Source organism: uncultured Butyricimonas sp., assembly GCF_959596855.1.
Taxonomy (GTDB): domain Bacteria; phylum Bacteroidota; class Bacteroidia; order Bacteroidales; family Marinifilaceae; genus Butyricimonas; species Butyricimonas muris.
On record NZ_CAUFYA010000006.1, the window covers coordinates 117,156 to 137,238 of the forward strand.

Below are 20,083 nucleotides of genomic sequence, written 5' to 3' on the forward strand. Positions count from 1 at the left end.
GACGTGATTGAAAATAAGTATCAGGAATGGGGAGGAATTGAGTAAATAATTCCGATCTTTGTATAAGATTAGTAAAATTCATAAGGCCAAGCGTTAATGGTGTAGCCGGAGGTTTTTCCGGGGGAGATGAACCTTATGAACCGATATACTGTATGGACTTTAGGAACTAATAAATGAAAGAAATGGCTACTGTGAAAGATTGGACTGCTCATGTTATTAAACAGGCAGAGATTGATAAGTATCTGGTTGACGGGAAAGATTTTATTGACGAGGAAAAGATATTTGAAGAGATCGAAAAGGGCAAGAACCCCGATAAGCAACGAGTGCGCGATATTTTACAAAAATCGCTGGAAATAAAAATATTGACGCCTGACGAGACGGCTACTTTGTTGAACGTGGAAGACCCTGAACTCTTTCACGAGATGCAAGAGGCTGCCTTGGAAGTGAAGAAAAGAGTGTATGATAACCGTATCGTTTTCTTTGCCCCGTTATACTTGTCGAATTTGTGCGTGAATAGTTGTAAATACTGTGGTTTCCGGGCAGAAAATAAAGAGGAGATTCGCCACGTGTTGTCGATGGACGAGGTGCGGGAGGAAACGGCCGCAGTGATCGACGAGGGACACAAGCGAATGATTGCCGTGTATGGCGAGCACCCGAAAAACGGGGCTGACTATATAGCCGAATCTATCTCCACGATTTATTCGGTGAAACGGGAAACTCCTACCGGAAACGGTTTTAATAATATCCGACGGGTGAACGTGAATGCGGCACCCATGGAGATTGCCGATTTGAAGAAATTGTGGAGAGCGGGTATCGGTACGTTCCAAGTGTTCCAAGAAACTTATCACCGGGAGAGATACGCGGAATTGCACCCGGCCAACACGGTGAAAGGGAATTACCGTTGGCGTCTTTACGCGATGCATCGTGCCATGGAGGCGGGAATCGACGATGTGGCTATTGGGGCGCTGTTCGGGTTGTACGACTGGAAGTTTGAAGTGATGGGATTGTTGCATCATGCTTTGGATTTGGAACGCCAGTTCGGTATCGGACCGCACACGGTGTCTTTCCCGCGCATGCAACCGGCCCCGGGGTCTTTCTTGAGCGAGAATTCTCCTTATCTGGTCAGCAATGACGCCATGAGGCGGGTGGTTGCGGTGTTGCGTCTGGCGATCCCGTATAGCGGGTTGATCGTGACGGCACGCGAGGAACCGAACTTGAAACGGGATTTACTGACTCATTTCGGGTGCACGCAAACCGACGCTTCTTCAAAATTGGGTATCGGGGCTTACGCCAAAAAATTGAAACAGGAGGAGAATATCGAGAAAGTCCAATTTATGTTGGGTGACCAGCGTTCTCTCGATGAAGTGATACGGGAATTGGCTAACGACGGGATGATTACCTCTTTCTGTACTGCCGGCTATCGTTGCGGGCGTACTGGAGATAAGATCATGACCCTGTTGGAAAAAGGAGTCGAGGGTAAGTTTTGTAAGTTAAACGCTGTTTTGACCTTCCGGGAGTACTTGAATGACTATGCTTCTCCCGCGACCCGTGAGATCGGCGAGAAACTGATCGAGCAGGAATTAAGAGAGATTGAGGCGACCCCCTTCTTTAGTAAGAATAAATTACTCCCGACCTTCCGTTCATATTACGACCGGATCGCGAGAGGGGAAAGAGATTTATACATGTAATTTACAATTTTAGATTTTAAATTTTAGATTGAAATAATCCATGAAATTTAAAATCTAAAATCCATAAATTTAAAATTAAAACGGAAGTTTGAGCGTAATTCGTTCAGCTTCCTTTTTTCTTTTTATTTCTTCCCGTTCACCTTTGCGGAACACGTAGACAAGTCCGAAGCGTTCGCATTTTTGGCGGCGTTCTTCTTCGTCGTCTATATCGGCGTAATGTGCCTCGATTTCGTTCCACAGGGAAAGAATGTATTCGTCTGCTTCACTCCGGTATTGCGCTACTTCGGCACTACAGCGGGCAGAGTTTTGTTGGAATTGTTTTTGAGAAGCGTAGGCTTGCTTGAAGTTCTCGTAATTTACTTTAACCAAAGCGATAGAGGGACTATATATCGGATTTCCGCCCCCTTTACGGGTGCGTTCCTGTTCTCCGGCTATTATTTTTGCACCCCATTCCAACAAATCTTGGTCGGAAACGAGTGAAGGAAGTTTGGTATCATCTTCCGCTATATCGTAAAATGTACGCGCGATAGGTTTTAACTCACCTCGTGCAATAGTAAAATTCAGCACTTGCAAAAAGTGCGATATATATAGTTTGGCTTTTTTAGTGTATTCCCCGTATTTCCGGCTATTTACCATTTGTTTTTCTCTGGCACATTGTGAATTTGTGATTGCCGTTTTGAATTTCGGTAAAAAGAATTCAATTTTTTGCCTTAGGCTCAAAGAAAACGGTAAATTATTGATATCAGAGAAATCCTCTTTGTTCAAGGCCGTTTCCAATGCCCTTATCCTCGCTGCGTCTGTATTCGGTAATCTTCTGTAAGGCATGTCTTTAATAATTAATAAAATGATGATCGAAACTCTGATGCGAAGGTATGAAAAAAATAAAAGTAAATCAATATTCGCCTGAGGTATTTTTAGATTTACGATTTATGATTTTAGATTGAATGATTCTTTAACCACGAAATCGTAAATCATAAATCGTAAATCATCTTGGGATGGTATTTCTATAATGGGTATAGTTTTCGATGATGTTATTCACGAAGTTGAAGGTTTGTTTGCCGTCGCAATAGCCGTTGCGGGACAGGGTGTCCCGGTATATTTCGGGGCGGGATTTGTAACGGATGAAGTAATCTACATTATTATTCCAGATGTTCGGGTTTTTCCCGTAGGATTCGGCTAATCTCATGGCGTCGAACACGTGTCCCGCTCCGGCATTGTACGCGGCTAAAGTAAATTTGATCCGGTTTAAGGTGTCGAGGTCATATTTGGTAAACATTTTTTCAAGGTATTGGAGATAGTAACTTCCTACTTTGATGTTATCTTCCGGCTCTATGTAATCTTCGAAACCGAGTTGCAACGCGGTTTCCGGCATCACTTGCATTAATCCGACAGCCCCGTAATTGGATGTCGCTTCCGGGTCGAATCCGGATTCTTGGAAAATTATGGCAGCCAGCAAACGCCAATCCCAACCTATTTTGGCGGCTTCTTTTTTGATGATCGGGTCAAAGCTGGATATAATCCCGTTTTTTAATTTGTAGTATTTCGAGTTGTGGAGCGAAGTTACGTAACTGCTTTTGTAATAGCGGTTGTAAAGTACGGGAAACTTTTCCCTTTTCTTCATGGCACCCAACCATTGGTTTACTTCATGGAGCAGGTATTTTGCTTTTCCGGCTACTGCCCACGCCACGGGTTCCGCTCCCGATAATTCCAGAGAGTAATCTATGTGTGTCATGTATTGGGCCGCGATCTGTGCGATATTTTTATCTATCACGGTAAGTGGAAGCTCACCTTTCTCTACTTGCAGGAGGATATCTTCATAAGTAAGATATTCTACTTCCGTGATCTTTAAATTCAGTTGAAGAGAATCACTCAATTCCCGGAGAAAACTTTTGTATGTAGTACCCTCTTGAACGAAAATTTCTTTTCCTCGTAAATCTTGTATGTCCTGTATTAAAGAATCTTGTTTCTTGTTTTGTACCAGTACGTTACTCGTGTAGAATAACGGGTCCGTGAAGCTGATTTGTTCTTTCCTGCCGTCCGTAACCGAAAGACTCATGGCTACCAGATCGTATTTCCCCTCGTTTAATTCCCGAAGACAATCTTCCACGTTGGAATTGACCTCGATATGTAATTTAACATCGAGAAAATCGGCGAGATCTTTTACCAGATCGTAATGAAAACCTTTCGGGATGCCTTTATACACGTAGTAGTCTGTCGTGTTGTAATAAGTACATACATTTAAGACGCCTCGTCGCTCGATTTTTTCCAGCGTCCCGGCATCGGGTATAATAAATGGTTCTTCTTCGCGTTTTGTCTCGCAGGCCGATAAACAAAACCAGAATAACCAAGTGTATGTAATAACTCTTATTATATACATGGTGCAAAGATACGAAATAAAATGGAAATCGTGTAGTTGTTGATTTCGAGAGGTCTATTCGAGAAATAACATTGTTACCCTTGCTCTATTCTTGCTCTACCCATTCGCTACCTCATGAACGTATCATGAACGTATCATCTTCGTAGCATAGACGCTCACGAGTGTTTATGCTGCGAAAGAGTAGGGTTTTGATATGAGTACGGGCGAGCGAATCCCTAGAGAACGGTCAAATGCACCTCGGCGGACGTTTTAATCAAAGAAATTCCAACGGATGCCGAATTTTACTTTGGCGGGGTTGATCGGGTAGGTGTAGGCGGAAAAGTAATCCCGACTTCCTAAGCGCTCGTTGGCATGCTCGTATTTCACGAACAGGTCGGCACGTTTGATGTTCAGCGTGAGGAACACGTCGAGTTTAGGGTAGTTGCCGGTCTTCTCGATATCTTGGTTGTAGAATTGCATGATACTCGGGTCGTAGGCGTTGGAATAGAATGAGGTGTTGTAGAACAAGTCTATACCGATTTGCAGTCCCAATACTTTTTTAAATAGACGGTTTTGGTAGTAGTTGTGGGAGTATAGCGCAACTTTGGGAAGTTGCAATACTTCGTCCTTGTTACAGATTTGGTAGTACACTTTTTGATCGAAGTAGAATTTACCTAATCTGAAAATTTGTTTCGCCCATGCCGTGAATACGACTAAATTACCGTCATATTGACGGGGATAGGCCGTGGTGTCGAAATAGATATAGTTTTTCGTGTTGTTCAGAGCGATTCCGACTTCGGTACGGAGGCGTTTGTTGTTATAGTGTCCTTTGATGTTGTAGGCATGGATTTTGGAGAAATTCGTTTCCCATTGGTTGTGATTTCCCGTGTATTGGTCATAATAGCGGTTGGGGGTGGTTGTTTCCAATAGGGCATACGCCGTCACGGATGAATTTCTGTTTCGGCTTAGGTATTGGACGATTTTTCCCTCTAAAGAATAGTCGGCTGAATACTCCCCGGCAAGGCAGAAACTGCCCCAGATATCAAAATTGAACATGGTGGTCGAGTCCATGTTGAACGTTCCCGCAGTGAGGTAGGTTCCGGTGTATTTGTTTGTTGCCCGGTTGTTGATTGTGTCCGAAGATACACGTTGGTCGTATTTCAGGTATTTGAATTTTAACCCGGCGTACACGCCCGGCAGGTATTTGTATTTTGGATGTTCGTTTAGTATGAACTTGGCGTCTATTTCGTATTTTTGGTTGTTGGTGATGTCTTGGTTGGATTGGGTGTTTAAGTAGGTCGTGTCCCAAAAGTTGGTTTCAACGCTTTCTTCCCTAAAACGGTATTGGTTATCTTCGACTTTCAGGGCGAGGGCGAATTTCATCGGGTAGGTGTACGTGGTATCCAGTTTAGCGGAATCCACGGGCGTGATGACTTCTTTGGCATTCCCGATATTGTATTGTACCAGCGTACTGAAATTGAAATTGTAGAAATTGTTCCGAGGTTCCATGGCTAGATTGGTTCCGATTATTTTGGGATCAAGCACGGTATCCCGGACTTCTGCCAAAACTTCAATACCGCCGTTCTCCGCATAGTGTCCCACGTTCTGGTTCAGAAAGAAGGATACTGCCACTCTTTCTTTCTCGTAAGAACTGAAAACGGAGAAGTTGTATGTTTTTGATTTCTGGTACGAGTATGCCCCGTCCGCGGACATGAGGTTGTACCGGAATCCTGCGTTCCAGAACGGGTTGATATTTTGCATGTACCATATATCTACCCGGTCTTCTGTTTTTCCTCGTCCACCCCCGTTAAAGTAGCTGATTTGGGCGAAAGCGGTAGAGGTGTTGTAATCCAAGGCGTCCTCGGGACGGAAAAGGTAATCCCGTACCCTGTCGAGCGGAAGAAAATCTTCTCCGCGGGGGCGAAGGATGAAAACATTGGAAATATAAGGTGAGGGTAGGTTGCCGAGGTAGGTGTTGGACACGCTGTGTTTGAATATGGGGTTCGTGTTGTGTATCCCGTCGGTCAGGGTGTCCGTCATGGACATATATTGTTTGTACACGCCGTCGTGCATCCATTTCCACGCCACTCGTTGCGGTTTCACGTACCGTTGTTCTCCTCTCGTGCTATCTTGGTCAAAAGCGCTACGCCGGGGATCCTCCTCGTCCGGATGCCCGTAATCAAAATCGCTCTGCGCTAAAGACGTGAGCGACATTAAGCAGCATAATATGGTGTAAAATATATATTTCATGGCGTGCAAATATACGGAAACTTTTAAAACTCTCATAAATTAATTACCTTTGCGGTCGAATATGTTATAAAATTTTCAGTATGGATAAGAATTATCTCGTGGAAGAAGAAGGTGAAGGCAAATCGTTGAACTTCATCGAACAGATTATTGAGGAGGAGTTGGCCGAGGGGAAGAACGGCGGTCGGGTACATACGCGTTTCCCGCCCGAGCCGAACGGTTATTTGCATATCGGTCATGCAACTTCTATTTGCTTGAATTTCGGATTGGCTGCCAAGTACAACGGCAAGTGCAATCTGCGTTTTGATGACACGAATCCTTCTAAAGAGGATGTCGAGTATATTGATTCCATACAACAAGATATTCAATGGTTAGGTTTCCAGTGGGAAGGGGAAACTCATTACGCTTCCGATTATTTCCAGCAATTGTATGATTGGGCAGAGAAGTTGATTGCGGAGGGGAAAGCTTACGTGGATGACCAACCGGCAGAGGTGATCAGCGCACAACGTATGAACCCGATGGAACCGGGAGTGAACAGTCCTTACCGGGATAGGACTCCGGAGGAAAATCTGGATTTATTCCGGCGGATGAAGGCAGGGGAGTTTCAAGCCGGGGAGAAAGTATTGCGGGCTAAAATAGATATGGCCTCGTCCAACATGTTGATGCGTGACCCGATTTTGTACCGGATCATGCACGTGGCGCATCACCGCACGGGTGATAAATGGTGTATCTACCCGATGTATGATTTCACGCACGGGCAAAGTGATTATATCGAGGGGATTACTCATTCTATTTGTACTTTGGAGTTCGAGGTGCATCGCCCGTTATACAATTGGTTTTTGGATCAGTTGTTCGACACGGAATACCGTCCCCGTCAGATCGAGTTTGCCCGTCGTAATTTGAGTTACACGGTGATGAGTAAACGCCGTCTGTTGGAACTGGTGCAGAAAGGTATTGTTGCGGGGTGGGATGATCCCCGGATGCCTACGATCACGGCTTTGCGCCGCGCGGGATACACGCCCGAGTCTATTCGTGCTTTTGCGGAGAAAGTGGGTGTGGCTCGCCGGGAGATAGTGGTCGATATGGCGTTGTTGGAGTTTTGCGTGCGGGAACATTTGAACAGGGTGGCTCCCCGTGTAATGGCGGTACTTGATCCGGTGCGGGTGGTGATAGATAACTATCCGGAAGGACAGACCGAAGTGGTTGAGATCGAGAATAACCCGGAAGATGAGGCTGCCGGAATGAGAATGGTGCCGTTCTCCCGTGAGTTATTTATCGAACGGGATGATTTCATGGAAGACGCCCCGAAGAAGTTCTTCCGAATGACGATCGGCAACGAGGTACGGTTGAAAGGTGCGTATATCGTGAAATGCGAGAGCGTGGAGAAAGATGCAGAAGGAAATGTTACGACAATCCATTGCACATACGATGCCGAAACGCGTAGTGGTACCGGTGCCGCGAGCAACCGGAAGGTAAAGGGAACACTTCACTGGGTTTCCGCACCCGACGCGATAGAGGCAGAGGTACGTTTATACGATCGTTTGTTTAAAGATCCGGATCCTGCCGGACACAAGGATATCGATTTCAAAGAGTTCTTGAACGAGAATTCGTTGAGAGTGTTGACGGGGTGTAAGTTGGAGCCGAGTTTGAAAGATGCCAAGGAAGGCGATCGTTTCCAGTTCCAGCGTTTGGGGTATTTCTGCGTGGATAAAGATTCCAAACCGGGGGCACTGGTGTTTAATCGTACCGTGGGATTAAAGGATACGTGGGCAAAACAAAACAATTAATACAATGAAAGTTACGAGGGATAAGTTTGCAAGAGAAGCGCGGGCGTACTTGTTAATTACGTTCGGTTTGCTGATCTATACTTTTGCCGTTACCGCGTTTTTGGCGCCGCATCGTATGGTGGGCGGTGGTGTGACCGGTATTTCGACAATTATTTATTTTCTTTCCGGGGAGGTGATTCCTATCGGGTATAGCTATTTCGTGATTAACTTTTTGCTGGTGGCGATAGCTATTAAGGTGCTCGGACCCCGGTTCGGTTTCAAGACGATATATGCTATTTTCATGAGTTCGTTTCTGTTGAGTTTGTTACAGAATCTGATTCATGAGCCGCTGTTGGAGGACAAATTCATGTGTGCGGTACTTTCCGGTATCATGTGTGGTGCGGGTATCGGGATTTCGCTTGCTAACGGAGGCAGTACGGCGGGTACGGATATCGTGGCAATGATGATTAACAAGTACCGGAATATCAGTCCCGGTAAGATTATCATGTATATCGATGTATTTATTATCGGTTGTAGTTATTTTATCGGGGAAAATACGGCAGTCGATCCGACGGCAAAGATTGCCACGATTATCTACGGTTACGTGGTCATGGGTGTGAACTCGTACACGATTGACCTCGTGTTCACGGGACAGATGCAATCCGTGCAGTTCTTTATTTTCTCGTTAAAATACAAGGAGGTTGCTGATCTGATCACTCATGATTTGAAACGGGGTGTAACCGTCGTGGATTGTCAAGGCTGGTACACGGGTGAGGCACGCAAAATGTTAATTGTGGTAGCCCGCAAGAGTGAGATGCAGAATATTATGCGTGTGACGAAATTGGCTGATCCGGACGCGTTCCTCACGATGAATACGGTCATGGGTGTGTACGGTAGGGGATTTGATACGCTGCGGACTTAGGGAGTTCGTAAAGTTTATAAGGTTCATAAGGTTTATAAAGTTGCCATTCCTCACGAGGGGCTTCTTTATAAACCTTATTTTTTTGATAAAACACACTAATTTATAATGACGTTGTGTCTTTATGGAATTGAGTGGCACGGTGTTTGATAATTAAGAGGATTGATATGAGGTCATTAAAAAAGCATAGGAGACACATGATAATTTGGAGTGTATTAGGCGTTGTCGCGGTGATTGCCGGGATTGCGGTTGTTTTCGTGAATCAACGGAGTTTTGGCAGACTTCCCCGGGGGGAGCGAATGGAGCGTGTGAAGCGTTCACCTCATTACAGGGACGGACAGTTTCAAAATTTGCATGAAACCGTGATGATTGCTTCTGACAAGGGGCGTGTCGGGACTATGGTTGATTTTTTATTCAGAAAAACAGAAAGGCTGCGACCGGAAACAGCAGTGTCTGTCATTAAGACAGATTTGCGGAGTATCCCCTTGGACGAGGAGGTGGTCGTGTGGTTCGGGCATTCATCCTATCTGATTCAAACGGGAGGAAAAAGAATACTGGTCGATCCGGTATTTTGCATGGCTTCCCCAGTATCATTTGTCAATAAGCCTTTCAAGGGAACGGATGTTTATAAGCCGGAAGATATGCCGGATATCGATTATCTGGTGATTTCCCATGACCATTGGGATCATTTGGACTACGGGACTGTGACGGCATTGAAGAATCGGGTTGGTAAGGTTATATGCGGATTGGGAGTCGGGGAACATTTCGAGTATTGGGGATTTGACAAGGAACGTATCGTGGAATTGGATTGGTTTGAAGACTCCGTGCTGGATGATGGTTTTGTCGTTCATTGTTTGCCGGCGCGTCACTTCTCGGGACGGGGATTGTCTGCTAACCGGACGCTGTGGGCTTCTTTTCTCGTGGAGAGTCCCTCGAGGAAGATATATATAGGTGGTGATGGGGGGTATGACACGCATTTCGCCGAGATTGGCAAGCGTTTCCCGGGTATTGATCTTGCGGTCATCGAGAACGGGCAATATAATGAAGATTGGAAGTATATTCACGTGATGCCGGATTACTTGGAACAGATCGCGAAGGATTTGGGTGCGAAGAGTGTTTTGACGGTGCATCATTCGAAATATGCTTTGGCAAGGCATCCTTGGGATGAACCGTTGAAGAACGCGTTGAAGATGAGAGAAGATGTCCCTTTTGAAGTACTTGTACCTACTATCGGGGAAATAGTTCGGAATGAGAAGGTGGAACAATGAGGTTTTTTTCTCGTTCTCGCGATTTTATGTTATTTTTGTCTGAATAAAATGCATGATAGATGAAGATAAAAGTATTTGTTAATAATCCATGGCAGGAGAACACGGTTGTGTTGTACGATGAAACGGGGGAAGCCGTGGTGATTGATTGCGGTTGTTTTTCGAAAGACGAAGAGCGGCGTTTGATAGATTTTCTGGCGGAAAATCATTTGAAACCGGTAGCGTTGTTGAATACGCACTTGCATATAGATCATATTTTCGGGAATAATTTTATGCTGGACGAATACGGGTTGTCTGCCCGGGCGCATGAAGCGGATTCGTTTTGGGTGGAAGACGCGGAGAAGTATGCGGCGATGTTGGGAATACGGGGAATTACACCGCCTCCGGCGTTGGGAGAATATTTGCATGACGGGGATGTCGTGAAATTCGGACATTCGGAATTGAAGGTGATCCATGTACCGGGACATTCTCCGGGGGGACTTTGTTTCTATAGCGAACAGGATAAATTGCTTGTTGCCGGGGATGTGTTGTTCCAAGGGAGTGTCGGACGTGCGGATTTACCCGGGGGAGATATGCGTCAGTTGATAGACGGAATCCGGGAAAAATTGTTCGTGTTGCCGGATGATGTGCGGGTAATACCGGGACACGGCGGGTTTACCACGATAGGAGAAGAGAAACGTATGAATCCATTTTTTCAATAAAAAAGATGAAGAAGATCGGTATAATTGTAGCCATGACTTCGGAATACGGTCTGGTGAAATCTTTACTTGACGGGGGAAAGGAACGTTTGGTTCGGGGAATCCCCTTTATCGAGGGGCGTATGGGAGAAGTTGACGTCGTGTTGGCCAAAAGCGGGATCGGTAAGGTTTGCGCGGCGGTAGGGACGGTGGAAATGATCCGGCAATATGCCCCGGAGGTGATTGTAAACACGGGTGTTGCCGGGGGAATAGACCCGTTGACACAAGTCATGGATATCGTGATCGGGGAGAATATGGTTTATCATGACGTGTGGTGCGGCGAAGGAAATGAGTATGGGCAGATTCAAGGATTGCCGGCTCGTTTTGTTTCGGATAAGAAATTGTATGAACAGGCTTTGTCCGTGAAACATGACGGAAATGTATACGGGGGATTGATTTGCAGCGGTGATCGTTTCGTGACGGAGAAAGAGGAGTTGATGGAGATCAAAAAGCGTTTTCCAGAAGGCTTGGCGGTTGATATGGAATCGACCGCTATCGCGCAAGTGTGCTACTTGTGTGGCGTACCTTTCTTGAGTTATCGTATTATTAGCGATACCCCGGGAGTCAAAGATCATTACAATCAATATTTGAATTTCTGGGAAGAGGCTCCCAAACGCTCTTTCGAGATGATTAGAAAGTTAATCACTGTTTTATCTGAAGAATAAAAATGAAAAAAATACCTAGTTTTACCATAGATCATCTTCGCCTGTTGCGGGGGATCTACGTGTCCCGTAAAGATTATGTAGGAGAAGAGGTGATCACGACGTTTGATATACGTATGAAGGAGCCTAACCGGGAGCCCGTGTTGGGACAGGGGGAATTGCACACGATAGAACATCTTGCGGCGACTTATTTAAGAAATCACGAGACGTGGGGCGACAAGATTATTTTCTGGGGACCGATGGGGTGCTGCACGGGAAATTATTTTTTGATGCGGGGTGATTTGACTTCTCGTGATATCGTGGAATTGATGCGGGAAACATTCCGTTTTATTCGTGATTTTGAAGGTGAAGTTCCCGGTGTTGCTGCAAAAGATTGCGGTAATTATCTATTACATAATCTGCCGATGGCGAAATATGAGGCTGCTAAATATCTGGCGGAAGTGCTGGACGTGATCGAGGAAAAGAATCTGATATACCCGGGCGAATGAGAATAGGAATCATTTTAATGTTGGTTGCCTTGCTTTGGGCTTGTGATGAAAACAAGGATCGGGAGAAGACGATCAGCGTGAGTATCTTGCCTCAACGTTATTTCGTGGAGCGTATCGCGGGGGATTACGTGAAGGTGAACGTGATGATTCCGCCGGGGGCTAATCCTGCCGTGAGTGATTTAAGTACCGAACAGTTGAAAGCGTTGCATAATAGTTCTATCTATTTTGCCGTGGGGTATCTGCCTTTCGAGATTAGTAATTTGTATCCTTTTCTGGAAAAACAGGAGAAGCATATACAACTCGTGAAGCAATCCGAGGGGATGGAGCTGGAAGAGGGAACGTGTGATTGCGGGCATCATCATACACACCCCGGTAATTTTGACCCTCACGTGTGGATGTCTCCAAGATACGCGGGTATGATGGCGCAAACGATATGTAAGGTGTTATCTGAAAAGTTCCCGGAGAAGAAGACCGAGTTCGAGCAGAATTTCAAGCAGTTCAAACAGGAGATTGACAGTATCGACGCGGAAGCCCGAAGGATTATTCCCGCGAAGCAGAACAAGACTTTCTTGATTTATCATCCGGCTTTGACTTATCTGGCGAAAGATTACGGTATGGAACAGATTGCGATCGAGGACGAGGGAAAAGAACCCAATCCGTCACATATCAAGGCGGTGGTCGATACTTGTCGGGCAAAAGGTATAAAGATTGTATTTATCCAGAACCAGTTTGACGTGATGAATGCCAAAGCTATAGCCCGGGAGATCGACGGCGAGGTTATTGCCATTGATCCGTTGAGTGCGGACTGGAAAAAGGAAATGGAATCGTTGCTTCAGATTATAGAACAAAAAATGGAATAACCGGATGAAAGAGATTTTGGAGTTGAAGGATATTTCGGCAGGTTACGAGCAAACGACCGTGTTGCAAGGAGTGAACTTGACCATACGGGAGAATGATTTTATTGGAATTATCGGGCCGAACGGGGGTGGAAAAACGACTTTGTTAAAGGTTATATTAGGGTTGATAAAGCCTTTCTCCGGGAAGATCATTTATCACACGTCCAAGCAATCGTTGTTCGGGTATTTGCCTCAAAACAGTAAGTTCGACGCTCGTTTCCCGATCAGTGTAAAGGAAGTAGTGTTATCCGGATTGATGTCCGAGAAAGGGATATTTCATTCTTACACGAAAGTTGACCGGAGGAAGGTGGATGAGATACTGGAAAAGTATGGCATGCTCAGATATAAAAATCGTCCAATCGGAGAGCTTTCCGGGGGACAGATGCAGCGGGTATTTTTGTGTCGGGCTATCATATCCTCCCCGAAAATACTGATTCTGGATGAACCGTCCACTTACGTGGATTCGAATTTCGAGATTGAGTTTTATTCTTTGTTGAAAGAGTTGAACGAGAAAATGAGTATCGTGATGGTTTCACACGATTTGGGAACTATTTGTTCCTACGTGAAGACCATTGCCTGTGTGAACGGGGGATTGCATTATCACGAATCGAACTTGATTACACCGGAACAGTTGAAGTTGTATAACTGTCCGATCGAGTTGATTTCCCACGGAACCGTACCGCATCGGGTGTTGTTGGAGCACGACAAGGCAATTGAAAATTGAAAAAGCACTGTCCTTGTGCGGTGGGAATCTAAAATCATAAATCATAAATCTAAAATTACCAAGGTGTTTGAATTATTAAGATACGGTTTTTTCCAGAACGCAATTTTGTGCACGATATTGATCGGCGTGAGTTGTGGGTTAATCGGGACATATATTGTTGCCAAACGAATGGTTTTTATTAGCGGGGGGATCACGCATGCTTCTTTCGGGGGATTGGGATTGGCTTATTTTTTAGGTTTGTCACCTCTTTTCGGGGCTGCCGTGTTTGCCTTGGCAGCGGCATTTTGTATTTTATACCTTTCGGATAATAAGCGGTTTAAGGAAGATTCTTTGATTGGTATCTTTTGGTCGGCGGGTATGGCGATAGGAGTGTTGTTTATTTACCTGACTCCGGGATACGCACCTAATTTATTGTCTTATCTGTTCGGGAATATTCTTACAGTCACGGGGGAACAGGTGATTCTGTCGGGAGTGTTGTGTCTGGCAATTATCTTGTTTTTCGCGAAGTTTTATCGTCCGTTGTTTTATATCGCTTTTGACAAGGAGTACAGTCGGACGCATTTTGTTGCTTTAAACGGGTTGGAGATTGGTATTACCGTGCTGATAGCCTTGTGTATCGTGCTGTGTATGAAGTTGGCGGGAATTATTCTGGTGATTTCTTACCTGACGATGCCTCAAGCAATAGCGGGTATGTTTTACAAGAACTTCACGAAACAATTGGTTTTATCCACGATTATTAGTTGCGTGGGTTCTGTTATCGGGCTTTTCGCGTCAGCAGCATTGAAGCTTCCGTCCGGGGCAACGATTGTGCTTTGTTTTTTGCTGATATTTATTGTTTGTTATTTATTACGCCGCCGTAAATGAAAAGTCGAGCCTTCGGCTCCTAAGGTCTATAACGTCTATAAGCCAATAAATTAATGATATTCAATATAATGATACGCATACCACCCGCACGTTTGACCTTACGACCTTATGGACTTTTAGACTTTATGGACGAGAGTGCGTGTTTTGACACGCACTCCTGTTCTTATCTGTGGTGGAATTTTTTCTTTTATTCTTTGTTTATCCTGTAACTCAACGCTCCGGAGGGACATTTATTGATTTGTGCTATTAATTCGTCTGTCGTTGCATTCTCGATCTTTATCCAAGGACGTTCTTGCGGGTTATATACCTTAGGTAACATTTTTACGCAAATCCCTGCATGTTGACAGATTGAGGGTTGCCAGATAATGGTCAGTTCTCCGTTCGTGTATTCATACTTCTTTTCCATGGTGTTCTGTTTTTATTTGATGTTTATACCTCGCATAACAATGCGCCGCCATTCGGGATGCCTCTTTATATAGGCGGCCACGAAAGGACAAAGCGGTACTAGACGCAGTCCTTGACGCTCGATATCCTTTAGCGTTTTTTCGACGAGTTGTGAACCTATTCCACGACCTTCCAGTTCCGACGGAACTTCCGTGTGTGTAAGGTAGATTTCCCCGTTGATTGATTTTATATACTCGATTTTGGGTGTATAATTACCGATGCGGAACTCGTACTGTTGACGATGTACATCATCTTTTAATTCATAATCCTCTGTCATAACCTTAAATTTTAATGTCTATTGTAAATTAAACGTTCAGAATATGAATTTTGTTTTGATTTTGTCCCGTTATTATTTTTAAAGAAATGGATATATATAAAAAATCCCCTCCGTGTGACGGGAGGGGATTGGTTAGGGCTATGCCCTGTTATTGATTCGATTATTTAATGTAGTTTTGAGCGAATGCACGTCCGGCACGTAATGCTTTGAGGTTCATTTCGACAACATCGCTTCCTTTGCGTTCGAAAATGGCAGTAATACCTTTTTCGAGGTATTCGAAAGGAATTTCGATGAAGGGAGAAGCAGCTCCCAACATCACGAAGTTGCTGGCACGTACGTTTCCGGCAGCTTCTTTGGCGATGCTATCGGCGTCGATAATTACTTGATGAGGCAGAGCCTTTAAGGTTGCCATCAAAGTAGCTTCTTCCGGGTAGTTCGGGATGTTGATGAACGGGGTTGCGTTGGTTACCACGTATCCGCCTTGTTTCAAGAAAGGAAGATAGCGTAATGCTTCCATGGGTTCTACCGAGAGAATGATGTCTGCCGTTCCCTTTGCGATCAAGTCAGAGAATATCGGTTTGTCAGAGATTCTCATGAATGACTGTACGTCACCTCCGCGTTGGCTCATGCCGTGAGTTTCCGCTTGTTTCATGTACAGGTTATTGTTGAGGGCGGCAGAACCCAGTGCTGCTGCAATGGAAAGGATACCTTGTCCGCCTACGCCCGCTAATATAATGTCTGTCTTCATAATTTTAAATTTTAAATTTTAGATTTTAAATTGAATCGATTGTGAGTCAATTTATTTTTTCTTTTTCTTGGCGTCTCTGGCGGCTTTCTGGATACATACTCTTCGCGGGATGATTACAGATACCCCCTTGTACTCGATCTCGTCACGGATGATCTTGCACAATTCGTCATGATTTTTCGGTACGGGAAGTAATACGCGGATGTGTTCCGGGTCAACACCGATACCTTTACAGATAGCTTCCAGATGTCCTAGTGCGGATGATTCTTGTCCTCCGGTCATAGAGATAGATTCGTTATCTGAAATGATAATCGTGATATTCGCTTTCTCGTTGACAGCATCCAACAAGCCGGTCATTCCGGAGTGAGTGAATGTAGAATCCCCGATAACCGATACAGCGGGGAATAATCCGGCGTCAGCCGCACCCTTTGCCATGGTGATAGAAGCACCCATGTCAACGCAAGAGTTGATAGCTTGGAAAGGAGGAAGTGCTCCTAAGGTATAACAGCCGATATCGGAGAATACGCGAGCGTTCGGGTACTCCGCCACTACGGCGTTCAACGCGGTGTACACGTCTCTGTGGCTACATCCCACGCAAAGAGCGGGCGGACGGGGCACTACGATTTCAGGTACGGGAGCACCTTCAACGGATGGAAGTCCGAATGCTTTTGCCACGTGGTCGGGATTTAATTCCCCGTCTCTCGGGAGAATACCATCCAAACGTCCGTGAACGTTTTCTTTTTCAAGGTAACCTTTCAAGGCTTCCTCGATAATGGGATAGCCTTCTTCGAGAACGAGTAATTTCTCCGTGCTTTCGGCTAATTTGGTAATCATTTTTCTCGGGAGCGGGTATTGGCTTATTTTCACTACCGGGTAAGGGCAATTACCGCCGAATACTTCCATCAGGTAGTTGTAACCGATTCCGCAGGCGATGATACCCATGGATTTGTCTGCTCCGTCGATGTATTTGTTATATGGTGAATTGTCAGACTCTTCCTCGAAAGCGATTTGTTTGTCCAACAATAATCTATATCTTTTCTTGGCAATAGCGGGAAGGAGCACGAATTGGCGTTTGTCTTCCGGCAGGCGCATTTCATTTTCGGCCTTTGCCTCACGTGGTTCAACACCGGCACGGGAGTGAGCCAGACGGGTCGTGATTCTCAATAATACAGGGGTTCCCAATTTCTCCGACAAGTCGAAGCCATAGCGAGTCATATCGTATGCTTCTTGTTGGTTGGAGGGCTCCAGTATCGGAATTAAAGCAAATTTGCCGTACACGCGGGAATCCTGCTCGTTTTGAGAAGAGTGCATGGACGGGTCATCGGCAGCGATGATTACCATACCCCCGTTAGCCCCGGTGATAGCGGCATTCATGAAACAGTCGGCAGCCACGTTCATACCCACGTGTTTCATGCATACTAAGGCTCTTTTGCCTGCATAAGACATACCCAGTGCGGTTTCCATCGCCGTTTTTTCATTGGCTGACCACATCCGGTGAACGTTGCGGGCGATTGCCTGTTTCGATTCTTGAATGTACTCCGTGATCTCAGTTGAAGGGGTTCCCGGGTAGGCAAATACGCCGGATATACCTCCGTCTATGGCACCTTGTGCAATAGCTTCAACACCTAGTAATAGTTGTTTTTGCATAGTTGAAAGATTATTGATTTTAAGTTATTTATCTTTTTAGCTGGATGCAACTGTACGTTGCTGAAAGAAATTATCGGGAATAATCATTCCCGGGCGAGTTTTTATAGTCCCCCGAACAATTTTAACACTCCCACGATATAGGCCAAAACGAAATAATATTCTGATGGATCGTACATCACACTAATTTTTAAAACGTTTTCGTCTTTAATTTGCGACGAAGTTAGCATTAATATTTAATAAGAACAAATTTTTTAAACAGAAGTCTGTGATAAATTATTTTTCTATTTTTGCACGATGGAATACTAGTTTTCTTATGTTTGTTTTATGTTTTTTTGTATATTAGTGCCCTTGAATTGCTTTTAATAGAGGGTAGTTATCAATTGACGATAAATTATGTATGCACGATATAATAAATCTTTCTCCGCGAAATTAAGTTTCTATGTAATTTCTTTTATTACAGTGTTATCCGTTATACTTTTCGGGATATTTTATCATTACTCCACGAAAACGTTATCGAAGGAGGCGGAAGATAAAATTGAAACAATGGCGGAGATCGCTAATTTGAAAGTGAGTGCTTTGTTGAGTAAGGTGGAAAAGATTCCGGACAACTTGGGTTGGATGATTATGGCATACGTGGAGAATCCGGATTCCCTGTTTTCGATAACCCGCCGGATCGTGAAGGAGAATGAAGAGATATTCGGGTGTGCTATCGCTTTCGAGCCTTATTATTTTCCGTCGAAAGGTCATTATTTCGCTCCCTATTCTTTCATGAGTGGGGATACGGTGAAGACTATGCAGGTCGGGAGTGAGGATTATAATTATTTCGAGAAGGGATGGTATAAAGGAGCCCGGGAAACCAGATACTGGAGTAAGCCTTACCGGGATGCCGGGGACCCGGACGTGATAACTACTTCATACGCCGTGCCGATCCATGGGAAAGACGGGGAACTGATTGCTGTATTGTCGGTCGATTTGACGAATAAATGGTTGAGGGATTTGGCTAATTCGATGAAACCTTACGAGGGGAGTTACACGGTGATTATCGACAAGCAAGGACGATATATCATGCGTAAAGAAGGGGAAACGACGATCGGGAAGAATATGTTCCAGACGGCGGAAGAGGCTTCGGAGCCCAATGTTGCCAGACTTGTTCGTGAAATGGCAGCGGGCAAAAGCGGAAGTCTGGTTGTGAAGGATGAAAAGACGTTGTCATACGTTTATTATACCGGAGTCTTTGCCACGGACTGGTATATGGCGGTCGTGTGCCCTTATGCTCAGGTATTCGGGAAGTTGAATCAGTTTAACATGTATATGTTAATCGGTTTCCTGCTGTTGTTGGTGTTTGTTTATATCATGTGCTTTGTAGCCGTGCGACGGATCACGAAACCGTTGACCCGTTTCTCCATGTCGGCAAGAAATATTGCCGGGGGAGATTTTAACACGCCTCTGCCGATTATTCGTTCTAAAGACGAGTTGGGTGAGTTGTACGAATCTTTCCAGTTTATGCAACACCAATTGACGGAATACGTGGAACAATTGCGGAATACCACGACTGCCAACGAGAAGATTCAAAGTGAATTGCGTATCGCCCATGACATACAGTTGGGAATGGTGCCGAAGCAATTTATTCCTCCTTCAGGCAGAGAAACAATAGATATACACGCGGTATTGCGTCCGGCGAAACAAGTAGGTGGTGATTTGTACGATTATTTCATGCTTAACGAGGACGAGTTCGGGTTTGCCATCGGCGACGTTTCCGGGAAAGGTGTTCCGGCTGCCTTGTTTATGTCGACCACGATTAGTCAGATGCGTTCCGTGGCGATGTTAGATACTTCATTGAATTACATCGTAAATGTTATTAATCGCAGCCTTATTCGGAATGGTAACACGAGTATGTTTGTTACTTTTTTTGCCGGAGTACTGAATCTGAATACCCGGCGATTGAGATTCTGTAACGCGGGACATCCTTACCCGATAATTATTAAGCCGGATGGAACGGTGGAAATGTTTAAGACTGCCGATAATTTGCCTTTGGGCGTGTCTTCCGATTATGAATACGAGGAACAGGAGTGTTATTTCGCTTCGGGTTCTCAATTGCTTCTTTATTCGGATGGGGTAACGGAAGCCCAGAACGAGGATGCTAAATTCTATAAAATAGATCGGTTGTTTCAATTTATTGAAGAAAACAAGAATTTGTCTTCAAAAGAGTTGGTTGAGAAGATTATTGCTCATGTTGATGCTTACGCCGGAAAAGCGGAACAGTCGGATGATTTAACTGTCATGAGTTTGCGGTACGAGAAACAGAAAGGGGTAAGATGGTTGTAAATTTGGAAGGGGATTATTTTTCAACAATCCCCT

18 protein-coding genes are annotated in these 20,083 nt (G+C 44.8%); 11 read left to right on the forward strand and 7 right to left on the reverse strand.

Annotated features, from left to right (window positions below):
• Positions 1 to 182 precede the first annotated feature (182 nt).
• Positions 183 to 1,688: a [FeFe] hydrogenase H-cluster radical SAM maturase HydG gene (hydG, locus tag Q5866_RS04460; RefSeq protein WP_292265795.1), complete on the forward strand. Its 1,506-nt coding sequence runs from the start codon at positions 183 to 185 to the stop codon at positions 1,686 to 1,688.
• Positions 1,689 to 1,763: 75 nt separating this feature from the next.
• Here hydG and Q5866_RS04465 read toward each other — a convergent pair whose 3' ends face one another.
• The 3 genes from Q5866_RS04465 to Q5866_RS04475 form a co-directional block, all read right to left on the reverse strand.
• Positions 1,764 to 2,513 (reverse strand): hypothetical protein, encoded by a 750-nt coding sequence (locus Q5866_RS04465; protein WP_099294001.1) that lies wholly within the window; start codon positions 2,511 to 2,513, stop codon positions 1,764 to 1,766.
• Between the two features lie 160 nt (positions 2,514 to 2,673).
• Complete coding sequence (locus Q5866_RS04470; RefSeq protein WP_303179098.1) at positions 2,674 to 4,065, reverse strand: transporter substrate-binding domain-containing protein; 1,392 nt, start codon at positions 4,063 to 4,065, stop codon at positions 2,674 to 2,676.
• 249 nt (positions 4,066 to 4,314) lie between these two features.
• Positions 4,315 to 6,294 (reverse strand): putative porin, encoded by a 1,980-nt coding sequence (locus Q5866_RS04475; RefSeq protein WP_303179100.1) that lies wholly within the window; start codon positions 6,292 to 6,294, stop codon positions 4,315 to 4,317.
• Positions 6,295 to 6,374: 80 nt separating this feature from the next.
• On the opposite strand from Q5866_RS04475, the gene Q5866_RS04480 reads away from it, so the two are divergent.
• From Q5866_RS04480 to Q5866_RS04520, 9 genes are all read left to right on the forward strand, one after another.
• The gene (locus tag Q5866_RS04480) at positions 6,375 to 8,078 is read left to right on the forward strand and encodes a glutamine--tRNA ligase/YqeY domain fusion protein (RefSeq protein ID WP_303179101.1); all 1,704 of its coding nucleotides are present in this window, start codon (positions 6,375 to 6,377) and stop codon (positions 8,076 to 8,078) included.
• A 4-nt stretch (positions 8,079 to 8,082) separates the two neighbouring features.
• Positions 8,083 to 8,979: a YitT family protein gene (locus Q5866_RS04485; protein ID WP_303179102.1), complete on the forward strand. Its 897-nt coding sequence runs from the start codon at positions 8,083 to 8,085 to the stop codon at positions 8,977 to 8,979.
• A gap of 164 nt (positions 8,980 to 9,143) precedes the next feature.
• Complete coding sequence (locus Q5866_RS04490; RefSeq protein WP_368502009.1) at positions 9,144 to 10,244, forward strand: MBL fold metallo-hydrolase; 1,101 nt, start codon at positions 9,144 to 9,146, stop codon at positions 10,242 to 10,244.
• Positions 10,245 to 10,303: 59 nt separating this feature from the next.
• Entirely contained in the window at positions 10,304 to 10,942 is a 639-nt protein-coding gene (locus Q5866_RS04495) for an MBL fold metallo-hydrolase (protein ID WP_303179105.1), read from the forward strand.
• 5 nt (positions 10,943 to 10,947) lie between these two features.
• Entirely contained in the window at positions 10,948 to 11,643 is a 696-nt protein-coding gene (locus tag Q5866_RS04500; RefSeq protein ID WP_303179107.1) for a 5'-methylthioadenosine/adenosylhomocysteine nucleosidase, read from the forward strand.
• Between the two features lie 2 nt (positions 11,644 to 11,645).
• Positions 11,646 to 12,128, forward strand: a complete 483-nt coding sequence (locus Q5866_RS04505; protein ID WP_303179108.1) for an S-ribosylhomocysteine lyase — start codon at positions 11,646 to 11,648, stop codon at positions 12,126 to 12,128.
• Positions 12,125 to 12,988 carry a metal ABC transporter solute-binding protein, Zn/Mn family gene (locus Q5866_RS04510; protein ID WP_099293986.1) on the forward strand — a complete coding sequence of 288 codons (864 nt, stop codon included), beginning with the start codon at positions 12,125 to 12,127 and terminating at the stop codon, positions 12,986 to 12,988. The genes Q5866_RS04505 and Q5866_RS04510 overlap by 4 nt, the downstream gene beginning before the upstream one ends.
• 4 nt (positions 12,989 to 12,992) lie before the next feature.
• Positions 12,993 to 13,748 carry a metal ABC transporter ATP-binding protein gene (locus Q5866_RS04515; RefSeq protein WP_303179111.1) on the forward strand — a complete coding sequence of 252 codons (756 nt, stop codon included), beginning with the start codon at positions 12,993 to 12,995 and terminating at the stop codon, positions 13,746 to 13,748.
• A 63-nt stretch (positions 13,749 to 13,811) separates the two neighbouring features.
• A complete protein-coding gene (locus Q5866_RS04520; RefSeq protein WP_099293983.1) occupies positions 13,812 to 14,612 on the forward strand; it encodes a metal ABC transporter permease in 801 nt (266 codons plus the stop codon).
• Positions 14,613 to 14,799: 187 nt separating this feature from the next.
• Here Q5866_RS04520 and Q5866_RS04525 read toward each other — a convergent pair whose 3' ends face one another.
• The 4 genes from Q5866_RS04525 to Q5866_RS04540 form a co-directional block, all read right to left on the reverse strand.
• A complete protein-coding gene (locus Q5866_RS04525; RefSeq protein ID WP_099293981.1) occupies positions 14,800 to 15,018 on the reverse strand; it encodes a (4Fe-4S)-binding protein in 219 nt (72 codons plus the stop codon).
• Positions 15,019 to 15,030: 12 nt separating this feature from the next.
• On the reverse strand, positions 15,031 to 15,333 hold the full coding sequence (locus Q5866_RS04530; protein ID WP_303179113.1) for a GNAT family N-acetyltransferase: 303 nt from the start codon (positions 15,331 to 15,333) through the stop codon (positions 15,031 to 15,033).
• A gap of 160 nt (positions 15,334 to 15,493) precedes the next feature.
• The gene (locus Q5866_RS04535) at positions 15,494 to 16,081 is read right to left on the reverse strand and encodes an indolepyruvate oxidoreductase subunit beta (protein ID WP_099293979.1); all 588 of its coding nucleotides are present in this window, start codon (positions 16,079 to 16,081) and stop codon (positions 15,494 to 15,496) included.
• Positions 16,082 to 16,132: 51 nt separating this feature from the next.
• Positions 16,133 to 17,725, reverse strand: coding sequence for a thiamine pyrophosphate-dependent enzyme (locus tag Q5866_RS04540; protein ID WP_303179115.1), 1,593 nt, complete (start codon positions 17,723 to 17,725; stop codon positions 16,133 to 16,135).
• Positions 17,726 to 18,118: 393 nt separating this feature from the next.
• Between Q5866_RS04540 and Q5866_RS04545 the strand changes: the two genes are divergently transcribed.
• The gene (locus tag Q5866_RS04545) at positions 18,119 to 20,050 is read left to right on the forward strand and encodes a SpoIIE family protein phosphatase (RefSeq protein WP_303179116.1); all 1,932 of its coding nucleotides are present in this window, start codon (positions 18,119 to 18,121) and stop codon (positions 20,048 to 20,050) included.
• Positions 20,051 to 20,083: the final 33 nt, after the last annotated feature.